This window comes from Enterobacter cloacae complex sp. P1B (assembly GCF_014982345.1).
Taxonomy (GTDB): domain Bacteria; phylum Pseudomonadota; class Gammaproteobacteria; order Enterobacterales; family Enterobacteriaceae; genus Enterobacter; species Enterobacter bugandensis.
Genome location: NZ_JADCLF010000007.1, coordinates 66066 through 87291, shown reverse-complemented (window position 1 = coordinate 87291; position 21226 = coordinate 66066). Strand labels below are relative to the sequence as shown.

The 21226-nt window shown below is 57.2% G+C and carries 21 protein-coding genes and 1 other annotated feature; of the genes, 9 read left to right on the top strand and 12 right to left on the bottom strand.

The window, feature by feature from the left end; translation table 11 throughout:
• Positions 1–69: 69 nt before the first annotated feature.
• The 3 genes from ilvN to ivbL form a co-directional block, all read right to left on the bottom strand.
• Entirely contained in the window at positions 70–357 is a 288-nt protein-coding gene (gene ilvN, locus INF77_RS07620; RefSeq protein WP_010426528.1) for an acetolactate synthase small subunit, read from the bottom strand.
• A gap of 3 nt (positions 358–360) precedes the next feature.
• Entirely contained in the window at positions 361–2049 is a 1689-nt protein-coding gene (gene ilvB / locus INF77_RS07615; protein ID WP_193531941.1) for an acetolactate synthase large subunit, read from the bottom strand.
• Positions 2050–2155: 106 nt separating this feature from the next.
• The gene (gene ivbL / locus INF77_RS07610) at positions 2156–2254 is read right to left on the bottom strand and encodes an ilvB operon leader peptide IvbL (RefSeq protein ID WP_057979964.1); all 99 of its coding nucleotides are present in this window, start codon (positions 2252–2254) and stop codon (positions 2156–2158) included.
• Positions 2255–2575: 321 nt separating this feature from the next.
• On the opposite strand from ivbL, the gene INF77_RS07605 reads away from it, so the two are divergent.
• From INF77_RS07605 to emrD, 6 genes are all read left to right on the top strand, one after another.
• The gene (locus tag INF77_RS07605) at positions 2576–3172 is read left to right on the top strand and encodes a DUF3304 domain-containing protein (protein WP_193531940.1); all 597 of its coding nucleotides are present in this window, start codon (positions 2576–2578) and stop codon (positions 3170–3172) included.
• On the top strand, positions 3160–5568 hold the full coding sequence (locus tag INF77_RS07600; protein WP_193531939.1) for a DUF2235 domain-containing protein: 2409 nt from the start codon (positions 3160–3162) through the stop codon (positions 5566–5568). Before INF77_RS07605 ends, INF77_RS07600 begins: the two co-directional genes overlap by 13 nt.
• Positions 5569–5967: 399 nt before the next feature.
• Entirely contained in the window at positions 5968–6057 is a 90-nt protein-coding gene (tisB, locus tag INF77_RS07595) for a type I toxin-antitoxin system toxin TisB (RefSeq protein WP_045260836.1), read from the top strand.
• 64 nt (positions 6058–6121) lie between these two features.
• Positions 6122–6568: a GNAT family N-acetyltransferase gene (locus INF77_RS07590; RefSeq protein WP_028014956.1), complete on the top strand. Its 447-nt coding sequence runs from the start codon at positions 6122–6124 to the stop codon at positions 6566–6568.
• Between the two features lie 62 nt (positions 6569–6630).
• On the top strand, positions 6631–7464 hold the full coding sequence (locus INF77_RS07585; protein ID WP_150145096.1) for an EamA family transporter: 834 nt from the start codon (positions 6631–6633) through the stop codon (positions 7462–7464).
• Between the two features lie 174 nt (positions 7465–7638).
• On the top strand, positions 7639–8823 hold the full coding sequence (emrD, locus tag INF77_RS07580; RefSeq protein WP_193531938.1) for a multidrug efflux MFS transporter EmrD: 1185 nt from the start codon (positions 7639–7641) through the stop codon (positions 8821–8823).
• Here the strand turns inward: emrD and INF77_RS07575 are convergent.
• Both INF77_RS07575 and dsdC read right to left on the bottom strand, forming a co-directional pair.
• Positions 8726–9814 (bottom strand): cellulase family glycosylhydrolase, encoded by a 1089-nt coding sequence (locus tag INF77_RS07575; RefSeq protein ID WP_193531937.1) that lies wholly within the window; start codon positions 9812–9814, stop codon positions 8726–8728. The two genes, emrD and INF77_RS07575, sit on opposite strands and share 98 nt — an antisense overlap.
• 84 nt (positions 9815–9898) lie before the next feature.
• Positions 9899–10825, bottom strand: a complete 927-nt coding sequence (dsdC, locus tag INF77_RS07570) for a DNA-binding transcriptional regulator DsdC (protein ID WP_039024536.1) — start codon at positions 10823–10825, stop codon at positions 9899–9901.
• Positions 10826–11028: 203 nt separating this feature from the next.
• Between dsdC and dsdX the strand changes: the two genes are divergently transcribed.
• Positions 11029–12366, top strand: coding sequence for a D-serine transporter DsdX (dsdX, locus tag INF77_RS07565; protein ID WP_193531936.1), 1338 nt, complete (start codon positions 11029–11031; stop codon positions 12364–12366).
• A gap of 17 nt (positions 12367–12383) precedes the next feature.
• Entirely contained in the window at positions 12384–13670 is a 1287-nt protein-coding gene (dsdA, locus tag INF77_RS07560; RefSeq protein ID WP_193531935.1) for a D-serine ammonia-lyase, read from the top strand.
• A 17-nt stretch (positions 13671–13687) separates the two neighbouring features.
• On the opposite strand, the gene INF77_RS07555 is transcribed toward dsdA, so the two are convergent.
• The 4 genes from INF77_RS07555 to INF77_RS07540 form a co-directional block, all read right to left on the bottom strand.
• Positions 13688–14035, bottom strand: coding sequence for a DUF202 domain-containing protein (locus INF77_RS07555; protein ID WP_023309822.1), 348 nt, complete (start codon positions 14033–14035; stop codon positions 13688–13690).
• Positions 14025–14372, bottom strand: a complete 348-nt coding sequence (locus tag INF77_RS07550; protein ID WP_028014948.1) for a YidH family protein — start codon at positions 14370–14372, stop codon at positions 14025–14027. Before INF77_RS07550 ends, INF77_RS07555 begins: the two co-directional genes overlap by 11 nt.
• Before the next feature lie 92 nt (positions 14373–14464).
• Positions 14465–15787 (bottom strand): 6-phospho-alpha-glucosidase, encoded by a 1323-nt coding sequence (locus tag INF77_RS07545; protein WP_193531934.1) that lies wholly within the window; start codon positions 15785–15787, stop codon positions 14465–14467.
• On the bottom strand, positions 15784–17406 hold the full coding sequence (locus tag INF77_RS07540) for an alpha-glucoside-specific PTS transporter subunit IIBC (RefSeq protein ID WP_193531933.1): 1623 nt from the start codon (positions 17404–17406) through the stop codon (positions 15784–15786). The genes INF77_RS07545 and INF77_RS07540 overlap by 4 nt, the downstream gene beginning before the upstream one ends.
• Positions 17407–17627: 221 nt before the next feature.
• On the opposite strand from INF77_RS07540, the gene INF77_RS07535 reads away from it, so the two are divergent.
• Positions 17628–18374, top strand: coding sequence for a GntR family transcriptional regulator (locus tag INF77_RS07535; protein WP_028014945.1), 747 nt, complete (start codon positions 17628–17630; stop codon positions 18372–18374).
• Here the strand turns inward: INF77_RS07535 and INF77_RS07530 are convergent.
• The 3 genes from INF77_RS07530 to ibpA all read right to left on the bottom strand — a co-directional run bounded on the left by INF77_RS07530 (position 18342) and on the right by ibpA (position 21108).
• On the bottom strand, positions 18342–20003 hold the full coding sequence (locus INF77_RS07530) for a putative transporter (protein ID WP_193531932.1): 1662 nt from the start codon (positions 20001–20003) through the stop codon (positions 18342–18344). The two genes, INF77_RS07535 and INF77_RS07530, sit on opposite strands and share 33 nt — an antisense overlap.
• 129 nt (positions 20004–20132) lie before the next feature.
• Positions 20133–20561 (bottom strand): small heat shock chaperone IbpB, encoded by a 429-nt coding sequence (gene ibpB, locus INF77_RS07525; RefSeq protein WP_028014943.1) that lies wholly within the window; start codon positions 20559–20561, stop codon positions 20133–20135.
• Between the two features lie 136 nt (positions 20562–20697).
• Entirely contained in the window at positions 20698–21108 is a 411-nt protein-coding gene (gene ibpA, locus INF77_RS07520) for a small heat shock chaperone IbpA (RefSeq protein WP_008500162.1), read from the bottom strand.
• Positions 21102–21173, bottom strand: a sequence feature (ROSE (Repression Of Heat Shock gene Expression) occurs in the 5'-region of heat shock genes and acts as an RNA thermometer to modulate expression.). (Overlaps the previous gene by 7 nt.)
• Positions 21174–21226 lie beyond the last annotated feature (53 nt).

The window sequence follows — 21226 nt, the reverse complement described above, 5'->3', positions numbered from 1 at the left end:
GTCTGAAAAAGCCGGATGACGCTGCGCTTATCCGGCCTACAAGAGCGAAAGACGCTTACCTTAAGCGATTTACTCGAAAAACACCGCAATTTTGTTAAACATGGTGGGATCGGACTGGTTGCGCGCCACTTTGGTGACGTCTTCCAGCTTGTCGATCTGCGCCATCATCTGCTCCAGACGCTGATCGTCGTTGACCAGTAGCCAGATGCGGCTGTGCTCGCTGCCCTGAATCGGCAGGCAGAGAATACCTTCCACGTTAAACGCGCGGCGGGCAAACAGCCCGCAGACGTGGGTCATAACGCCAGGGTGGTTGCGGACGGTGAGTTCCAGAATGACGTTATCATGTTGTTTCTGCATGGCTTATTCCCCCACCATCTCAGTATTGGCCGCACCCGGCGGCACCATCGGATACACTTTTTGTTCAGGGTCGATACGCACGTGGATCAGCGCCGGGCCAGGACGCGAGATCGCCGCCTGCAGCGCCGCGTGGGCGTCTTCTTCCGCGTTCAGATCGCAGGTGTGCAGGCCAAAGCCGGCGGCAATCTGCATAAAGTTAATCATTCCCGGATAGGTCGCCGCAAACACGCCCTGCTTGTAGAACAGGCTCTGCTGCTGGTGCACCAGACCCAGCGCCTCGTTGTTCATCAGGATGATTTTCACGTCTAACTGGTTTTCGGCCGCGGTCGCCATCTCCTGAATGTTCATCATCAGGCTGCCGTCGCCGGAGAAGCAGATAACCTTGCGGTCCGGGTTGGCGAGCGCCGCGCCTACTGCCGCCGGCAGGCCGAAGCCCATGGTGCCGAGGCCGCCGGAGGTCAGCCACTGGCGCGGACGGTTCAGCGGATACGCCTGCGCGGTCCACATCTGGTGCTGGCCCACGTCAGTGGTGATAATCGCGCTGTCGTCCACGCAGGCGGCCACGGCGTTGATCAGCCCGTAGTGGCTCAGCGGGTCGCCCTCAGCTGGAATGGCGCCCGGGAACTCGCACTGCAGATCGGCCACCAGCTGACGCCAGTCGGCCCGGTCAGTTGCGTCAGTCTGCGGGATCAGCTGCGCCAGCACTTCGGCCACGTCGCCCTGAATCGCCACGTGCGGCTGTTTGATTTTACCCAGCTCGGCGCGGTCGATATCCACGTGAATGATTTTGGCGTTCGGGCAGAACTCCTCGGTTTTGCCAATCGCCCGGTCATCAAAACGCGCCCCCATAACAATCAGCAAATCCGCCTCTTGCAGGATGTAGTTGGTGCTGCGCGCACCGTGCATGCCCAGCATGCCTAATGACAACGGATGCGCTTTAGGCAGCATACCCAGCGCCATCAGGGTCATGGTGGTCGGCAGGTTGGCCTTTTCCGCAAACTGGCGGATTTCATCCGCAGCGTTAATCGCCCCGCCGCCCAGATAGAGCACCGGGCGTTTGGCGGCGTTAATCATGGCGGCGGCGTCGCGCACGCTTTCAGCGCTGAATTCCGGCGCGGGGGCGCGCTCGCCCGGCTCCGGCAACACGTCGATCTCGATCTCTGCGGTCTGGACATCCTTAGGAATGTCTATCCACACCGGGCCCGGGCGGCCAGACTGCGCAATGCGGAACGCATCACTGATAACCTGAGGCAGCTCGCTGATATCGCGAACTAAATAGTTATGTTTGGTGATGGGGATAGAGATGCCGTAGGTGTCAACTTCCTGGAACGCGTCGGTGCCGATCATCGAGGACGGTACCTGGCCGGTAATGCAGATCAGCGGAATGGAGTCGAGGCGCGCGTCGGCGATGGCGGTCACCAGGTTGGTTGCGCCGGGGCCGCTGCAGGCCATACAGACCGCCGGTTTGCCCTGCGTACGCGCCATGCCCTGAGCGATAAATCCTGCCCCCTGCTCGTGACGCGCCAGCACGTGGCGGATCTGCGTGCTTTGGCTCAACGCATCGTACAGCGGCAGCACGGTTCCACCCGGGATACCCGCAACCGTGGTGATGCCCTGTCGTTCCAGTAAATGAACAATCAGCTGCGCGCCTGTAAAACGCGTCTTTGTGGATGTTGTGCCCGAACTTGCCATGCTCCAGTCCTTTTCTTCTGGGCCGACTTTCCGGGGAGGGTCCTAAACGAAAAACCCCGCCCGGTTTGCGCCGGCGGGGTTTTGGATTCGTGTGTTGATCCAGTCCCTACGGCGCATTGCCGACGACCACCACCACACGCACGACGACCACTGCGGCTGGTTGCGCAGTTTTTAGTAGGGTCGAAGTGAAGATGGATGAAGTCATTGGGGACCTGTGTTTGGAATCATTGATTGAATTTATACAAACACAGGTTTTCGGGCGTGACAATGGAAATATTTTCATCTGCACAAAAATGCGTCAGGGATCACGTTTCGTTTGTTGGATTTGCTCTCCGTTTTCACCTCTCAAATTTGCCCTAAACGCTATTAGGTTCAGTCACATATTAATTTCTTATGAAAATCTGAAAATAGCGGCTCGAGGGTATTGTCGCAGGCTTTATGTGGTTATGATTTCTTCGAACCTAAGAACAAGTACAAAAATACTAGAGCGTGCCGAGGGATACAGGCGGGTGTTAAGGAAGACAGCATGAACAAGTTTTACACAATGCTTTTCGCTGCTTTGCTTTTACTAACAGGGTGCGACAAGCCTGTAAAAACAGAACCAGCCCCGCCCGGCGGGGGCGGAACCATTGAAGCCATTAACCACACCAGCTGGGCCATCAACCGCTTCAGCGTTAACGGGCAGTCCGGCCTCGATATTATCGGCCCGTATTCGGGTGGCGGTGGGGGCTGCTGCTTTGGCGTGAGCGGGCCGTGGAAGCCCGGAATGACGGTACAGGTTGACTGGGAAACGGGCGTCGCGTTTGCCAGCGATGTGCCTGAGATTCCGCAGCCTGATGAACCAGATACCACCGGGATGAACCGGGATGAGCGTTACAAGGCATGGCAGAAATATGCAGATAAACGCCGTGAGTGGCGAGCAATAATCAAAGGGTTGAATAAAAAACATACTCAAAGCGTTCCGGTCCCCGATTACACCGGACAAAAAACCTGCGGTATTACCGTTCATTTCCTGCCCTGTGACCAGGTGAAGGTCACCACCAGCTGTGCCGACTACGGCAGCCCGGATTACCCCATCAAAGACCCCGTGCATATGGAGAAGCCCAAAGTATGTCCAAACTGAACCCTGATAATGTCTGGTACCCTCCTGAGTTTCCGGAAAGAGGTAGATTACCTAGTACTAGATCTCACTTTGGGCAAAACTGCAGGGAACAAGGCAGTCTGGAAAGGCAATACCATAACCAGCTTTGCACAGCTGCCAACCGACGCGTCTTGCCTCCCTGCTGTAAGACGCTGCATATCAGCCTTTTCTTTGACGGTACGGGCAACAACCTGAATCATGACCTCTATGAATCGACCCCGCCTCATCCGACCGATATCGCTCGCCTGTTCCGTGCCACCATAGGACAAGGCTATGCAGGGGGAACCGGCGCGCATAACGCAGAGCTGGTCGATCAGGACGGCGTCGCGCACAACCAGTATTACAAATACTATATTCCCGGCGTGGGGACGCCTTTTCCGGAGGTGTTAGATCTCGACTTCAGCGATGCAGGGCTTAAATACGCGGCTTACGGCGAGGAGCGCATCAACTGGGGTCTGCTTCGGCTGATTGACGCCCTGCGACGTACGCTTGGGCTTAGGAAACTAAGCGATGATGAAAACTGGCACTCCATTCAGGCTATGGCCACCAACTACTCACACTCCAACGTTCACGGAGAATACCTCCGCCACAGAGAGCTTTTCCGGCTGCTGAACGGGTTGGGTAAAACGCTGGAGATCGCGTTAAGGCAGCCAACGCCGGGCACCTCTAAGCTGCTGGGAATCAAACTCTATGTTTACGGTTTCTCGCGCGGAGCGGCCTCGGCCCGGGCCTTTGTTAACTGGCTGAACGCCCTGCTTTCTCCCTCCCGGGAAGGGGCCTTACAACCTTTTTGCCTGGCGACAAAGCAGGGTGAAATTCCGATTAGCATTGAATTTCTGGGTCTGCTGGATACGGTCGCTTCCGTTGGAATTGCCCATATTGCCCCGGTTGCGGAAGGTCATATGGGCTGGGCCGACGGAACGATGGAATTGCCGGACAATGCGCTGATTAAGCGCTGCGTGCATCTGGTTTCGGCTCACGATCAGCGGTTGTGCTTCCCACTCGATTCAATCTGTCGTGCTGACGGGGGGTATCCTGAATATGCCGTAGAGGTGGTTTATCCTGGCATGCACTCTGATATTGGGGGCGGGTATCCACCAGGCGATCAGGGGAAAGCAAATGCTAATGTCGATGATTTCTTATTATCACAGCTTTGTTTAAACGACATATACGCAGCAGCCTTTACTTCAGGTGCCCCATTAAAAGTCCAAAAAGAGTCGCTCCCTGAAGATTTACAAAAAGATTCATGGAGAATTATGCCAGAAGCCCTGGTTGACGAATTTAGTACTGACCCCTTACTAATCCAACGCTTCAACGCCTGGCGCCAGCTCACTCTTGATTTACCTCTTTCCGAAACTGGCATTCCCGACGAACAGGCAACCCACTACTCCCCCGTTCGCGCTCGAGTCAATATCATCGAAGCGCTTGAAAACCAGATCGGCTGGATAACCGCCTGGCGCATCAATCGCTACGCCCAGGAAACATTCCGGAGCCAGCGCTTTTATCACGACGCCGCAGCCAATAATCAAAATCAGGATAACGATCCTGGTAAAAGGGCGGAACGGGAAAGAAAACGCGAAAAATTACAAAAAGATGCAGAAAGAGAGCGAATTAAACAGCTCGGTAGCTACCCGCAGGGTCAGTTTGTGATGCTTAAGACAGGCCCAAAAGACTTTGATGCTTTGCTCGGGCAAACACAGCTTTTACAGGCCGCATTCGAGTTCAAAGAGGACTATCAGGGCGTTTCTCGTACTCAGGCAAAAAGCACAACCTACGCCGTACTCGATTACTTCAAAGGTTTTGTTTTTGCCTTTAACCAGGATGACATTCTCGTTGAGTTTAAAAAGATCAAAGAGGCGGGGAAAGAACATTTGGAAACACTGTTTCCACCACAAGGGGAACAGAGCAATGCCAATCAACCCTCAGGACTAACAAGAACGCTTTTTGATGATCAAATCCATGATTCCCGCGCCTGGTTTATGCACAGCGCGTTGGGTTCGCGCGAACCCTGGGGCAGTTATTTTATCTACCGTATGATCTATTTCGGCGAAGCGACGAGTAAACAGGTTAAGCCACTCTCCATGCTGGGCTATGTTGCAGGCCTGGGTTACCCCATCTCAACGCACGAGGTCCAGTTTCTTATTGAATTGCAAAATACCGGGCGGGGGCCATCTGCCCCCGTCGAACAACGCATTTCTGTCCTTGATGCCAGCACGGGATATCCGCTGGGGGTGTTGCAGGATAAAACCCGGCAAATACCCTGCGTTCACTACCCTGCCTCAGCCCTGGCAGAGTGTCAAAAGGCGGAGGAAATGGCCTTTGAACAAAAGAGAGCCGCAATACAGTCTTACATTGAAAATATGAATTATTCAGACTGACAGAAAACAAAAAACCCCGCCTAAGCGAGGTTTTTATCAGGGTTTTGCGGTTGGTCGCCGCAGAACACACTGTGTTACGTCAACGGAAAAAGTATACGCGATAGAACTCGAACGCGCAATTCCGGCACGGATTTTGACGTTTTTGAGTATGGATCACCTTCCAAATTTTGTCCAAAAAATACTGTTCATGCATACAGTATTTATCTATACTGAGGGTGTTCGCAGTGAGCGAGGGGGCCGCAGTTTACCGGCGCAACGAAGTCCTGGCTGAAACGGGTGGTGCCGTCAGTGCCTTAACCCCTGAAGTGAGCACACTGTGTTACGTCAATCCAGGTGCTGGCAACAGGCGGCGGAAAGGTACGCCAGCATCGTGCTCCTTTTAACCAAAAGGAGACGCGTATGAGCGTAGTGGATATGGTGATACTTATCCTCAAACTCATTGTTGCAGTACTGCAACTGCTTGATGCTGTCCTGAAATACGTTCGGTAATTCAGGTTCAAGTCGCACCTGAGAGGGGCGGGCAACCGCCCCTCTTTAATAACGAGGGAATGCTATGTCGCGTCTGTTAATTGAGCCTGTCACACCGGATGAGCCGGGGTATATCGCCCTGAAGGCGGAAAGTATCGCGCTGAATTTCAACATGCTGCGCAGGCTGGAAGAGAACTGGCTGCGGGGTGAGAACCGCTTTAACGCGCCGGGTGAAAAGCTGCTGGGTGCGTTTCTTAACGGCAAGCTGGTGGGCGTGTGTGGCCTCAACCGCGATCCGTTCAGCCAGCAGCCGCGTGCCGGACGCATTCGCCATCTCTACGTCAGCGAGAAGTGCCGCGGGCTGGGCATTGGAAAACAGCTTTTAACCGTAGTGATGGCGGATGCCAGCATCTGGTTTGATTTTCTGAATACTCACGCGCCGGACAGCGCGTACGGATTTTACAATCGAGCCGGTTTTACGCTGGTCTCAGACGAACCGCGGGTGACGCACCGCCTTTTTTGTGCGGTGTAACCGGCTGGCGGCATCAGGATGTGAATGTTACAGTTGAGTGACAATTCATCACCCAATACGCCATGACCATTACCGTTTTCTGCATTTTGCTTTTCGCCGCACTGCTGCATGCCAGCTGGAACGCTATCGTTAAAGCCGGAACGGATAAACTCTACTCTGCGATCGGCGTTAGCGGCTCAGCCGCGATTATTGCCCTGATTTTACTGCCCTTCTCAGCACAGCCTTCTGCGGCAAGCTGGCCGTTTTTGATCGTCTCCTGCGCCTTACAGGTGGTCTACACCGTGCTGGTGGCGAAGACCTATCAGGTCTCGGACATGAGCCAGACCTATCCGCTGATGCGCGGCACCGCCCCGCTGCTGGTGGCGCTGATCAGCGTGCTGGCGCTCGGCGACCATCTCTCCTGGCTCGCCTGGTCCGGTATCGGAGTCATTTGCCTGTCGATTCTGGCGATGGCGATGAATGGCCGCATGCAGTCACGCAGGGGGATCTGGCTGGCGCTGCTGAATGCCTGTTTTATCGCCGGGTATACGCTGGTGGACGGCACCGGCGTGCGGCTGTCGGACACCGCGCTGGGCTACACGCTCTGGACCTTCTTTATGAACGGCTTCTGCCTGCTGGGCTGGGCGATGGTGGCGCGTCGGCGCGAGGCGTCCAGCTACCTGCGCCTGCACTGGAAAAAAGGGCTGCTCGGCGGCGTGGGGACCATGGGCTCTTACGGTCTGGCCCTCTGGGCGATGACGCAGGCGCCGCTGGCGGTGGTCGCCGCGCTGCGTGAAACCTCGATTCTTTTCGGGGCGCTGATCGCTTTTGTCCTTTTAAAAGAGAAGGTTGCGGGCCTGCGCATCGCGGCAGCGCTGGGTATTGCTGTCGGCGCAATTCTGCTGCGTCTGGCGTAAATCGCTGGCAACATTAGTTGCCGTTCTTGTTTACAAATCCTGCCTTTCCGGTATTTCCATTCACCGCAACAATGCTTAAATTGTCATCTGCCTGTGGTAGATTCCTCGCGCATTTATGGGAATGCGTAGTCACTTATTCTTTATTTCTCTCTTTTGGCAAAAGTATTCAGCGACATGAAAAAGCAAAGGAACGTTAACTTATTGTTGATGCTGGTGTTACTGGTGGCCGTCGGTCAGATGGCGCAAACCATCTACATTCCGGCGATTGCCGACATGGCAAAGGAACTGAACGTCCGCGAAGGCGCGGTGCAGAGCGTGATGGCAGCCTACCTGCTGACCTATGGCGTTTCACAGCTCTTCTACGGCCCGCTCTCCGACCGCGTCGGGCGTCGCCCGGTGATCCTGGTGGGCATGAGCATTTTCATGGTAGCGACGGTGATTGCCATTACCACCCACAGCCTGACCGTACTGATTGCCGCCAGCGCCCTGCAGGGCGTTGGGACGGGTGTCGGCGGGGTGATGGCACGAACCTTACCGCGCGATATGTATCAGGGCACCCAGCTCCGCCACGCCAACAGCCTGTTGAATATGGGCATTCTGGTCAGCCCGCTTCTCGCTCCGCTGATTGGCGGCCTGCTGGACACAATGTGGTCCTGGCGCGCCTGTTACGCCTTTCTGCTGGTGCTCTGCGTAATTGTCACCTTCAGCATGGCGCGCTGGATGCCGGAAACCCGTCCCAAAGACGCGCCGCGCACGAAGCTTCTCACAAGCTATAAGACACTGTTCGGCAACGGCGCGTTTACCTGCTACCTGCTGATGCTGATCGGCGGCCTGGCGGGTATTGCAGTGTTCGAAGCCTGCTCCGGCGTGCTGCTGGGCGCGGGTCTGGGCCTGAGCAGCATGGTGGTGAGCATTCTGTTTATTCTGCCAATCCCGGCGGCGTTCTTTGGCGCGTGGTTTGCCGGGCGTCAGAACAAGCGCTTTTCAACCCTGATGTGGCAGGCCGTGATCAGCTGCCTGCTGGCGGGTCTGATGATGTGGATCCCGGGGCTGTTTGGCGTGATGACCGTCTGGACGCTGCTGATTCCGGCGGCGCTGTTCTTCTTCGGCGCGGGAATGCTGTTCCCGCTCGCCACCAGCGGCGCGATGGAGCCGTTCCCGCTCCTCGCCGGCACGGCGGGCGCGCTGGTGGGCGGTTTGCAGAACATCGGTTCCGGCGCGCTGGCCTGGCTCTCGGCCATGATGCCGCAGACCGGGCAGGCTAGTTTGGGCCTGCTGATGACGCTAATGGGGCTGCTGATTTTACTGTGCTGGCTGCCGCTGGCGTCACGCGTTCCGCATCACGAGCAGCCGGTTTAACCGCATGATGGCCCGGCTTCTCGCCGGGCTTTTCACAGACGGGCGCAATCATCGCCTGCAATAACGGCTCCGGCGCAGGCCGCCAGGCCCCCTCTTCCCCGTCGTAAAACTGGAAATCCGCGTTAAGCGCATACGGGATTTTCGCCTTTTGCAGCTCGCAGGCCATAAAGGTGGCGAAGGCCATTTGCGAAGCGGTTGGCGTGAGGTGGTTTGACTCCCCCACGCCCCAGCCCCCGACCCAACTAACGTGCCCGGTTTTTTGCTGCCAGCGCAGCGCGGTGCTGATGCGGTTACGGATAGCCGCCTTCTCCGCCGCCGTGCCGGACGTCCACGGGTATTTACCGCTATTTTTCAGCGGCCCCCACGGGAAAATATGCCACTCCGCCAGCAGGTAGTTTTGACTGTGCGCAGGCAGCTTCAGGCCGGATAAATCCTCCGGCGCAGCGCGCAGGCGCGGCGCAATGAAAATCATGCGCTGCGGGTCGATGTCGTGGATCGCTTTAATGGTTTTTTCATACACGCGGTTTAACGACGCGAGGTTGTGGTTAAGCTTGTCGGCTGGCTCATAGATGAGATCAAAACCCAGCAGCGGATAGCTCTGGCCGAAATAGTGCGCCACGGCAATCCACCAGTTGATCGTCTCTTTCTCGTTATCGGCTTTGGGGTCGTTTTTATATTCATCGGCCTGATAAGCGATAATCGGGATCACGCCATATTGCTCGCAGGCTTCCACCAGCTTGCGCAGGTGGATCAGCCGCGCTTCCGTCGGCTCGTCGGCCACGCGGATGCGCACGTGAGTAATGCCTTTAGCCCGAAAATCGCGGACCACCAGCGGGTCGAATTCGCGTATGCCGCGCTCGGTGCGCGCCCAGTCCACATCCATCCCGACGCCAAGCTGCTGCGCATAACGGGCAGCCGTCAGCGGCGGCTCAGCGGCAATGGCCCAGCCGGAAGAGATCAGTAACGCGGTCGCTATAAGAGGCTTTAACACGGTTTACCCTGGATAAATCGAAAGCATTACCTGTATTTAGCACGCTTTTTCACATTTGGTGTAGCGCGAAAGCGTAATAATTCTTCAACCTGCCAGTTCTCTCAGCCAGCCGATAAAGGCGTCTATTTTCGGCCACTGTCGGCCCGAAAGCGTCGAAACATAGTAGTGCTGATGGCATTTCAGGGTCTTGTCACCAAACGGGGCGATCAGTTCGCCCCGTTCAAGCCGTTTTTGCACCAGCCGCTTTCTCCCCATCGCGACGCCGACGTGGTTGATGGCCGCAATAATCGCTAAGTCGGAACGATCGAAACCAATACCCGACGATGGCGGCATATTCACCGCAAAGTGCTGCGCCCAGCTCAGCCACTCATCCGTACCGGAATCATTGCTCCAGGCCTGACGGTCGTGCAGCAGCGTGCAGTGGCTAAGGTTATCGGGGTTTTTCAACAGCTCATGCTCGCGGGCATACTGCGGCGAGCAGACGGGCAAAATCTCTTCGTCCATCAGGAAGTGATGAGACAGATGGTTTGGCGGCGTATCGTCGAAATAGAGCGCCAGATCGACCCCCGTTCGCTGCATATTGATGTAATCATTGCCGGTCAGGACGGTGAGCGAAATCGACGGATAGCGGCGGGTAAAGTCGCCCAGCATGGGTACCAGCCAGCACTGAGCGATCGACGGCCGGGAGTAGACCGTCAGCGTGCCGGACAGCGCCTGGTTTTTGATGTCCAGGATCTCCTGATTCAGGGTGTCGAGGGACGATTTTAGCGTCCAGTAAACGCGCTTTCCCTCCTGCGTCAGCTCGACTTTACGGTGCGAACGGACAAACAGCTGAATACCGAGCTCTTCTTCGAGCAGGTTGATGCGGTGGCTCACCGCGCTGGGGCTGAGCGACAGCTCCTCCGCCGCCAGCGCGAAGGATTCATGTCGAGCCGCCACTTCAAAGGTGTACATTTTCGACAGCTGCCAGCCGTTGAGCAGCCGATTTCTGGCTTCATTTGCATCGGTCATCACAATTCTCACGCGTGGTTTCTGCGCTCAGCATACTGTTTAAGGGTGAATATATGTGAACCTAATGCGGTTTAAGTGCGTTTTTTAGAGCGCAGTCACTCAGTTGATTCAATCTGGCTCACCTGAACGCCAATTTATATCGTTTGTCAGCCCACGCCGCTTTTCGTCCAATACCCCCAGATGACATAAGGGTGAGGTGAGATATGGGATCTCAGGTCTGGGTTGTGGCAACGCTGCTGGTCAGCATTGTGTTGATTGTTTTAACCATCGTTAAGCTAAAGTTTCACCCGTTCCTCGCGCTGCTGCTGGCGAGCTTTTTCGTCGGCGCAATGATGGGAATGAGCCCGCTGGATATGGTAAACGCCATTGAGAGTGGGATTGGCGGCACGCTGGGCTTCCTGGCGGCCGTGATTGGTCTTGGGACCATTCTCGGCAAGATGATGGAGGTTTCCGGCGCGGCAGAGCGCATCGGGATTACGTTGCAGCGCTGCCGCTGGCTGTCAGCAGACGTGATTATGGTGCTGGTGGGCCTGATCTGCGGCATTACGCTGTTCGTGGAAGTGGGCGTGGTCCTGCTGATACCGCTGGCGTTTTCCATCGCCAAAAAGACCCACACGTCGCTGCTCAAGCTGGCCATTCCGCTCTGTACCACGCTGATGGCGGTGCACTGCGTGGTGCCGCCGCATCCGGCCGCGCTGTTTGTGACCAATAAATTAGGGGCGGACGTTGGAACGGTCATTGTCTACGGTTTGATGGTCGGCCTGATGGCCTCTCTGGTCGGCGGCCCGCTGTTCCTGAAGCTGCTCGGCAATCGTCTGCCGTTTAAACCGGTTCCGGCGGAATTTTCAGACCTGAAGGTGCGGGAGGAGCATACCCTGCCGTCGCTGGGCGCCACGCTGTTTACGGTGCTGCTGCCGATTGCCCTGATGCTGGTGAAGACCATCGCTGAACTGAATATGGCAAAAGACGGCACGCTGTATACGCTGCTGGAGTTTATCGGCAACCCGATCACCGCCATGTTTATCGCCGTGTTTGTCGCCTACTACCTGCTGGGCATCCGCCAGCACATGGGCATGGGCGCGATGCTGACGCACACCGAGCACGGCTTTGGCTCTATCGCCAACATTTTGCTGATTATCGGCGCGGGCGGCGCGTTCAACGCCATCCTGAAAACCAGCGGACTGGCGGACTCGCTGGCGCAAATTCTCTCGAACCTGCACATGCACCCTATCCTGCTCGCCTGGCTGGTGGCGCTGGTGCTGCATGCCGCCGTAGGCTCCGCCACGGTCGCGATGATGGGCGCCACGGCCATCGTCGCGCCGATGCTGCCGCTCTACCCGAACGTCAGCCCGGAGATCATCACCATTGCCATCGGTTCCGGCGCCATTGGCTGCACGATCGTGACCGATTCTCTCTTCTGGCTGGTGAAGCAATACTGCGGCGCGACCCTGAATGAGACCTTCAAATACTATACGACGGCGACGTTTATCGCCTCGGTGCTTGCACTTGGCGGCACATTCCTGCTTTCTTTCATTATCTGAGCGCGAAGAGACATATTATGGAAAACGCAACTATCACCACTTTAACCGCACAGTTTCCTCTGGTTGAGGATCTGATTGCCCTGAAAGAAACCACCTGGCTTAACCCGAACACCACCACGCTTGAAGAAGGGCTGCCCTATGTCGGGCTGACCAAAGCCGACGTGGACGATGCCCATGCGCGCCTCAACCGCTTCGCGCCGTATCTGGCGAAAGCCTTCCCGGAGACGGCGGCAACGGGTGGGATTATTGAATCTGAACTGGTCGCCATTCCGGCAATGCAGGCGCGGCTGGAGAGAGAATCTGGCAAATCCATTCCCGGCACGCTGCTGCTGAAAAAAGACAGCCACCTGCCGATTTCCGGCTCGATTAAAGCGCGCGGCGGCATCTATGAAGTGCTGACCCACGCGGAAAAACTGGCGCTGGAAGCCGGGTTGCTGACCACCGAAGACGACTACAGCATTCTGCTGGAGCCACGCTTTAAGGCCTTCTTCAGCCAGTACAGCATTGCCGTGGGCTCCACCGGCAACCTGGGGTTATCCATTGGCATAATGAGCGCCCGCATCGGCTTTAAGGTGACGGTCCATATGTCCGCCGACGCCCGCGAGTGGAAGAAAGCCAGGCTGCGCAGCCACGGTGTCATCGTCGTGGAATATGAGCAGGATTACGGCGTGGCGGTGGAGCAAGGGCGCAAAGCGGCGGAAAGCGATCCGAACTGCTTCTTCATTGACGATGAGAATTCCCGCACCCTGTTCCTGGGCTATGCGGTGGCGGGCGAGCGCCTGAAAGCGCAGTTCACCGAACAGGGCCGCGTGGTGGATGCGGATCATCCCCTGTACGTCTATCTGCCGTGCGGCGTAGGCGGCGGGCCTGGCGGCGTGGCGTTTGGCCTGAAGCTGGCCTTTGGTGATAACGTGCACTGCTTCTTCGCGGAGCCAACGCACTCGCCGTGCATGCTGCTGGGCGTTTACACCGGCCTGCATGATGCGATTGCAGTGCAGGATCTGGGCATTGATAACGTGACGGCGGCGGACGGTCTGGCGGTTGGGCGCGCGTCCGGCTTCGTAGGCCGCGCGATGGAGCGCCTGCTCGACGGGTTCTATACGCTTTCCGATCGGAGCATGTACGACATGCTCGGCTGGCTGGCGCAGGAGGAAGGGATCCGCCTTGAGCCTTCAGCGCTGGCGGGGATGGCCGGGCCGGTGCGCGTTCATTCTCATACCAACGTTACCCACCTGGTGTGGGCAACCGGCGGTGGCATGGTGCCGGAAGACGAGATGGCGAAGTATCTGGCTAAAGGGAAGTAATTAAGCCGCCACTCGGTTTACAGGCTCAAAATTTGCTGAATATGGGTCACCGCAAACAGCAGCGATAGCGAGAGAACAGCCAGCGCAATCAGGAATTTATCCCGCACCGCTTTCGGCTGTACAAAATCGTTCTGCGCCACGTCCATCAGGTTACGGCTGCGGGTATAGCGCCATAAAATGATGGCCACCAGCGCCAGCACAATAATAGAGATCCAGAATGGCACCCCGGTTCGGTGCCAGTTGTGCTTAATCGCCAGGGCAATCAGCGCGCCATACCCCAGCAGCGTGCGCAGCCAGGCCAACGACGTCCGCTCCGGCTGCAGGCCGGGGTCCGCTTCGCGCCGCGCTTTGCGGCTATCCGCCATAGAACACCAGCCCCATCACCACGCCCGCCACCGCCAGCAGAATCACGCTGATGATGAGTAACCCGCGCGTATAGGGCAGATCCTGCTTCAGGCGCATCGCCTTCTCATTGCGCAGCCATCGCAGGTAGCCGTAAATCGCCAGCACGCCCGCGAACAGGCACAGCAGCAGCGCCAGCACTTCACGAATCAGCGGCGTGGCAAAATCGGGGGCGAGCTGGTCAAGGCCGACACCTGCGGCCAGAAAGCCCAGTGCGGTGCGGATCCACGCTAAAAACGTGCGCTCATTAGCCAGAGAGAAGCGGTAGTCCGGCGCTTCGCCGAGGCGGGAAATTTTCATGGAGATTCCTTGTCGTGCTACGGGCAGGCTTCAGCATAGCGTAAATCGACAAGGACAAGGAGACCGGCATCGGGCGATGCCGGTCAGGACGATTAATGCAGCTCTGGCCAGTACTCTTTGTTGGCCTCGATCAGGTCATCCAGAATCGCTTTCGCGACGGAGGCGCTCGGCACGGTTTTCGACAGGGTAATGGCCTGCCAGAGCTTCTGGTACGAGCGCTGCTCCCAGGCATCCACCACCAGTTTTTCCACCGCCACCTGCTGGCTCATCAGCCCTTTCTGGAAGTGCGGAATATCGCCCACCGTAAGCGGCTCCGGTCCGTTATGGCCCACCAGGCACGGGATCTCCACCATCGCGTCGGCGTCAAAGTTATGGATGGCACCGTTGTTTGGCACTATCAGCAGCATCCGCTCCTGGGTGTTAAAGGCAATCGCAGTCGCCAGATCGACGATGTACGACGCATGTTCGTCGATTTCCAGCTCACCGGCGGCGGACTTGCCGGCTTCGATAATCGCCCGACAGGCGCTAAACACATGCTTCTCACGGTGATCCATAACTTCATTGGCGCGGGTCCGTTCCGGGTTGGAATGCGCGACCACGTAGTCCGGGAACAGGTAATACTTCAGGTAGGTGTTCGGCATGGTGTCCGGATCCAGCGCCTGCACGTCTTTAGCTTTGGCAAAGGTATCGTTCCAGCTCGCTTCGGTATGCGCATCTTCCGAAGGCGGAACATAGCCGTTTTTCGCCACGTATTCGCGCAGCTTCGGCATCAGATCGTTGCCGTTCAGGTCTTCAATCGACGTCCACCAGCCGAAGTGGTTCAGGCCGTAGTAGCGCACGCGCATCTCTTTGCGGTCTTTCAGGCCGACAATCTGCGCCATGCGCCCTTCAATGCCGATCGGCATATCGCAGATGTTGAGGATTTTAGCGTTCGGACGCAGGCGGCGCGTGGCTTCTGCGACAATCGCCGCCGGGTTGGAGTAGTTCAGCATCCACGCGTTCGGGGAGTACTGCTCCATATAATCCACCAGCTCCAGCACGCCGCCGATAGAGCGCATACCGTAAGAGATACCGCCCGGTCCGCAGGTTTCCTGGCCCAGCACGCCGTGGCGCAGCGGGATTTTTTCATCTTTTTCGCGCATCGGGTATTTTCCCACGCGGATGTGCGCCATCACGAAATCGACATCGGTAAACGCCGCTTTTGGATCGGTGGTGTAGCTGAATTCAATCTCCGGGGCCTGCTCCTTAAGGATGATTCTGCACGCTTCGGCGATGGTCTCCTGACGCGCGCCATCGTTGTCATAGAACTTCAGGGCGCGCAGCGGGAAGCGGTCACGGTTGGCTAACAGCATCAGGACGATACCAGGCGTAAAGGTGCTGCCGCCGCCTGCAATGACAACTGAGAATTTTTTCATGATATAGCCTCTGTCAGGGTGGTTTGTTCATTTGTTAAAGGAGTTTTCATCAGCGATTCCAGCTGGTCACGCACCTGAGGAACGTGCAGGCCGACAATCACCTGAATGCCGTTGCCGCGTCGCACTACGCCGTGTGCGCCCAGGGCTTTGAAGACGTCGTCGCTTTGGGTTTTCGCCATATCCACCAGTGCGATACGCAGGCGGGTGGCGCAGTTATTGATGCTTTCGATGTTGGCCGCGCCGCCGAGCGCCTGCAGGAATCCGGCGGCTTGCCCAACCTGCTGGCTGGCCGCCGCCGGGGAGGTGGTTTGCCCGCGAGCCGCCTTATAGTCGGCCTTGCTGTAGAGTTTGATTTCGCTCTCTTCCCGGCCCGGCGTTTTCAGGTTCAGACGCTCAATCAGCGTTTTGAAGATCACGAAGTAGATGCCGGTGAAGCAGACGCCAATGCCGATCTGGGTGAACACCGTCGAGGCGTGGTTATGGAACATCGGGATCCAGTTTTGCGGCAGGAACTGGTCCAGCAGGCCGCCGCCCATGTTCCCAACCACGCCGAAGGTGTACATCACCGTTGCCATGGTGGCCGCCAGCACGGCGTGCACGGCAAACAGCAGCGGCGAGATAAACAGGAAGGTGAATTCGAGGGGTTCAGTAATGCCCACCAGCACGGCGGTAAGCGTGGCCGGGACCAGCAGCCCCGCCACCTTGACGCGGTTTTCCGGCGACGCGGTGTACCAGATAGCGAAGGCAATCCCGACCGAGCCAAACACTTTTGAGTTGCCGTGCAGTGCGAAGCCACCTTCCGGGAAGAGGGTCTTCAGCGGCAGGGTGCTCTGGCTGAATTCCTGCAGATGCTGCGCCCAGTAGACCTGAATACCGCCCTCCACCGCCGCCGGGCCGAAGATGAACGGACCGTAGACGAAGTGGTGCAGCCCCGTTGGGATCAGAATGCGTTCCAGGAAGGTATACACCCACACGCCCAGCGCACCGGCAGAGCGCAGGAACGCCTGCAGGGACTCAATACCCATCTGCACTTTCGGCCAGCCCAGCAGCGTCAGCCAGGCGCAGGGGATCATCACGAAGAACGCGAGGATAACGACAAACGAGCTGCCCTGGAAAATCCCCAAAAAGACCGGCAGCGGCTTGTCGAAATAGCGATTGTGGATGGCGGTGACGATGCCTGAGATCACGATGGCGCCGATGATGCTGGTATCGAGCGTTTTGATCCCGGCAATCATCGCCAGCCCGCTTCCCGCCGTCGGTTCGGCGGAGAAGTCGACGCCAAAGAAGTGGCCCCAGGTCATCCCCATCGCGTTAATGAAGTAGTTCCAGGTCAGGAAGCTAATCAGCACGGCCAGACAGGCGCGGCCCTGCGCCTGCTTCGCCAGCCCAATCGGCAGGCCGACGGCAAAAATCAGCGGCATATTGCGAAACACCGCCCAGCCGCCCTCTTCAATGATGTGAACGATCTGCGCGAAAAGATGATCGGGGGCGGTTAAGGCTTCGCCGACAAACAGCGGGTTGCGAAGCATGATGGCGATTCCCACCACGATCCCGGCAAACGGAAACAGCAACACCGGGGTAAACATGGCACCGCCAAAACGTTGTATTTGACTGAGCATTTTTAAATCCTCACGTAACAACCTGTAGGGGTAGAGGCCTTTATGGTTTTGTGCTGGCCTGAGGTGAGCATAAGAACTTACTGATGTACGAACATGGCGTGCCGCTGCGATTCGTGATCGCATTCATGGTTTTATTTTGACCAGTCAGGTCTACTTCTTGCGGTAAATATGGACATGTCAGGACGCATTCCACGCCCTGATAAGGGCAGAGAGGTCTACTGGTGATCTACAAATCAATTGCTGACAGGTTGCGGCTGCGGCTGAATTCATCGGACTACAACATCGGCAGCCCGCTGCCTGGTGAAAAAGCGCTGGCGCAGGAGTTTGGCGTGGCGCGCATGACCATCCGCAAGGCGCTGGATCTGCTGGTGAGCTGGGGGCTGGTTGAGCGCCGGCACGGCAGCGGAACGTTTGTCTCGCGCAAAGACGTTCACCACGAAACCACTAACCTGACCGGGCTGGTGGAGGTACTGCGTCAGCAGGGAAAAGAGGTGCAGAGCAAGGTGCTGCAGTTCGAAGTGATGCCCGCCCCGCCCGCCATCGCCAGCCAACTGCGGATCCAGGTGGATGAGCGGATCTACTTTTCACGGCGGGTGCGCTACGTGGACGGAAAGCCGCTGATGCTGGAAGACAGCTTTATGCCGGTGAAGCTGTTCCGCAACCTGTCGCTCGCGCATCTTGAGGGGTCTAAGTTTGATTACATTGAGAAGGAGTGCGGGATCACCATCAGCGGCAACTACGAGAGCCTGACGCCGGTATTGGCAGATAAACAGCTGGCCGGTTATATGAATCTGCCGGAACAGACGCCACTGCTGCGAATTACCTCTCTCTCCTACAGCGACAGCGGCGAGTTCCTCAATTATTCCGTGATGTTCCGAAATACCAGCGATTACCAGGTGGACTACCATCTGCGGCGCATCCACCCGGAAGAGCTGTTAGCCCATCCCCCAGAACAGCACCGCCAGTAGCTGCGGGGTGATGATGCGCAGGAACATCACCAGCGGGTAGACGGTGGCATAGGAGAGCGCGGCCGCGCCGCTGGTGGCGTGCAGGTTGTTGGCAAAAGCGAGCGCTGGCGGGTCGGTCATGGAGCCTGCCAGCATACCGCACAGCGTCAGGTAGTTCATTTTGGCGAACATCCGCGCCAGGATTGCCACCGTCAGCAGCGGGATCGCCGTGATAAAGATGCCGTAGCCGACCCAGCTCATCCCTTCGCCCTTGACCAGGGTATCGACAAAATCCCCGCCGGACTTCAGCCCGACAACCGCCAGGAACAGCACGATGCCCAGCTCGCGCAGCGCCAGGTTAGCGCTCGGCGGCATAAACCAGTAGAGCTTCCCGATACAGCCGATACGCCCGAGGATCAGCGCCATAATCAGCGGCCCGCCCGCCAGGCCGAGCTTGAGCGCCACCGGGAAGCCCGGCACGTACAGCGGAATAGAGCCGAGCAGCACGCCAAGCCCGATGCCGATAAACACCGGCAGCATCTGCACCTGCTGCAGTTTTTGCTGGGCGTTGCCCACCATATCCGCCACGGCATCGATGGACGACGGGCGTCCGACCAGGTTGAGGATATCCCCGAACTGCAGGCTGGCCTCCGGGCTGGCAACCAGTTCGACGCCCGCACGGTTGAGGCGGGAGATGACCACGTCGTAGCGCTCTTTTACCTGCAGATCGCGTATTTTCTTGCCCAGAACGTGCTCGTTGGTCACCACAACACGCTCCACGCGCATATCGGTGCCGCGCGTTGAAAGCGAGGTATCCACTTCCTGACCAATCACCAGCCGCGCGTTGTTTAAATCCCCCGGCTGGCCGACCAGGTGCAGCAGGTCGCCCTGCTGGATCATCGTGCCGGGCGCAGGCACCATCAGCACGTCGTCGCGCTTAAGGCGGGAGCAGATAATATTGGCGCTGTTCAGGATCGGTACGTCCTGAATCGCCATATTGTTCAGGTTGGGGTTATCGACGCGAATGTTGATGGTTTTGATCGGCATATGGCCGTTGGTGAGCGTGGTTTCGTGGTCCTTCGCCTCTTTGTCGACGTTAACGCGAAACAGGACGCGGACCAGCCACATGGAGAGCAGAATGCCGCAAATCCCAAACGGATAGGCCATGGCGTAGCTCATCCCCATTTGGTCAACAATGCCGGGTTCAATGCCCAAATCGCGCAGGATTTGCTGCCCGGCACCGAGCGCCGGCGTGTTGGTAACCGCCCCGGAGAAAATGCCCAGCACCACAGGCAGCGGGATAGCAAAGATTTTGTGCAGGATCGCGGTGACCAGCCCGCCCATCATCACAATGCCGAGGGCAAACAGATTGAGCCGTAGCCCGGAGACGCGCAGGGAAGCGAAAAAGCCCGGCCCTACCTGAATCCCGATGGTGTAGACAAAGAGGATCAGGCCGAACTCCTGAATAAAGTGGAGCATATCGGCGCTGAGAACCAGCCCGAGCTTGTCAGCAAAATGCCCGACAAAAATGCCGCCAAACAGCACCCCGCCAATCCCAAACCCGACGCCACGGATTTTGATATTGCCAATCCATAGCCCTACAACCGCGGCCAGGGCCAACACGCTTACGGTTAACGCGATATCACTCATGATCCACATCCTTGGCATAACCTTAGTTATAACAAGGATTTTCTCAGAGCCGGATGCGGTTGTATGGGCGATGGCGCACAAAAAAGCCCTGCCGGGGCAGGGCTTTGTGCAGTCTGTGAGTAAAGCGGATTAGCTGTTCAACGCCGGCCGCTCGCTAATGGCGATACGCTGCGGCGCGATGGCTTCCGGCACGTTACGGATAAGATCGATATGCAGCAGCCCGTTGGTAAACGTCGCACCGGACACTTCCATATGGTCTGCCAGGGTAAAGCTCAGGCTAAACGGCTGATTAACCAGACCCTGATGCAGCCACCGGGTTTCGGTCTCTTGTTTTTCCGGCGTACCCTTCACGGTCAGGCGCGCGCCTTCGAGCTGGATATCCAGATCTTCCTGGCGGAACCCGGCCAGCGCAAGGGTGATGCGATAGTGGTTATCGTCGCTTTTTTCGATGTTGTACGGCGGAAATGTCTGTTGCTCGGTGGTGCTTTGCAGGGCATTAGCCAGTTTGTCAAAACCAATCCACTGACGCAGCAGGGGGGATAAATCGTAGTTACGCATACTAAATCTCCTTCTGAGAAGCGAGTTCGGCACAGTTTAATTTTGTGCACAGTTGTTCCTGCAAATCCTGATGGATTCGCATATGCTCCCGTTACGGCAAGCAAGTCCGGGTGGGCCGCTCGCGCGACCCGCGTAATTAGTTAATTTCGATACGGCGCGGTTTTTTCTCTTCCGGAATCACGCGTTCCAGTTCGATAAACAGCAGGCCGTTAACCAGGTTCGCGCCTTTAACGTGAATGTTCTCGGCTAACTGGAACTTGCGTTCAAAGTTGCGCTCGGCGATGCCCTGATAAAGGTAGGTACGTTCTTTCTGCTCGGCCGTATGGGAACCTTTCACCACCAGCAGGTTGTCCTGCGCGGTGATTTCCAGCTCGTTTTCTGCAAAACCGGCGACGGCAATAGCGATGCGGTAGTGGTTTTCGTCAACCAGCTCAACATTGTATGGAGGGTAGCCGTTGCTCTGGCTTTGGTTATTTTCTAAATGGTTAAACAGGCGGTCAAAACCAATTGCAGAACGGTATAGCGGAGAAAGATCGAAGTTACGCATAGATAATACTCCTGAAATCAGCGAGAAATTGTAGCCTTCCACCATGGACAGGCCTTTGCGCCCCCGAGCACCCATCAGGCGTGTTCGTTATCGGGTCACATTCTTAAAATGGGTCTGG

Coding starts and splice junctions, on each gene's coding strand:
- ilvN (WP_010426528.1), bottom strand. CDS start 357: ATGCAGAAACAACATGATAACGTCATTCTGGAACTCACCGTCCGCAAC.
- ilvB (WP_193531941.1), bottom strand. CDS start 2,049: ATGGCAAGTTCGGGCACAACATCCACAAAGACGCGTTTTACAGGCGCG.
- ivbL (WP_057979964.1), bottom strand. CDS start 2,254: ATGACTTCATCCATCTTCACTTCGACCCTACTAAAAACTGCGCAACCA.
- INF77_RS07605 (WP_193531940.1), top strand. CDS start 2,576: ATGAACAAGTTTTACACAATGCTTTTCGCTGCTTTGCTTTTACTAACA.
- INF77_RS07600 (WP_193531939.1), top strand. CDS start 3,160: ATGTCCAAACTGAACCCTGATAATGTCTGGTACCCTCCTGAGTTTCCG.
- tisB (WP_045260836.1), top strand. CDS start 5,968: ATGAGCGTAGTGGATATGGTGATACTTATCCTCAAACTCATTGTTGCA.
- INF77_RS07590 (WP_028014956.1), top strand. CDS start 6,122: ATGTCGCGTCTGTTAATTGAGCCTGTCACACCGGATGAGCCGGGGTAT.
- INF77_RS07585 (WP_150145096.1), top strand. CDS start 6,631: ATGACCATTACCGTTTTCTGCATTTTGCTTTTCGCCGCACTGCTGCAT.
- emrD (WP_193531938.1), top strand. CDS start 7,639: ATGAAAAAGCAAAGGAACGTTAACTTATTGTTGATGCTGGTGTTACTG.
- dsdC (WP_039024536.1), bottom strand. CDS start 10,825: ATGACCGATGCAAATGAAGCCAGAAATCGGCTGCTCAACGGCTGGCAG.
- dsdX (WP_193531936.1), top strand. CDS start 11,029: ATGGGATCTCAGGTCTGGGTTGTGGCAACGCTGCTGGTCAGCATTGTG.
- dsdA (WP_193531935.1), top strand. CDS start 12,384: ATGGAAAACGCAACTATCACCACTTTAACCGCACAGTTTCCTCTGGTT.
- INF77_RS07555 (WP_023309822.1), bottom strand. CDS start 14,035: ATGGCGGATAGCCGCAAAGCGCGGCGCGAAGCGGACCCCGGCCTGCAG.
- INF77_RS07550 (WP_028014948.1), bottom strand. CDS start 14,372: ATGAAAATTTCCCGCCTCGGCGAAGCGCCGGACTACCGCTTCTCTCTG.
- INF77_RS07545 (WP_193531934.1), bottom strand. CDS start 15,787: ATGAAAAAATTCTCAGTTGTCATTGCAGGCGGCGGCAGCACCTTTACG.
- INF77_RS07540 (WP_193531933.1), bottom strand. CDS start 17,406: ATGCTCAGTCAAATACAACGTTTTGGCGGTGCCATGTTTACCCCGGTG.
- INF77_RS07530 (WP_193531932.1), bottom strand. CDS start 20,003: ATGAGTGATATCGCGTTAACCGTAAGCGTGTTGGCCCTGGCCGCGGTT.
- ibpB (WP_028014943.1), bottom strand. CDS start 20,561: ATGCGTAACTACGATTTATCCCCCCTGCTGCGTCAGTGGATTGGTTTT.
- ibpA (WP_008500162.1), bottom strand. CDS start 21,108: ATGCGTAACTTCGATCTTTCTCCGCTATACCGTTCTGCAATTGGTTTT.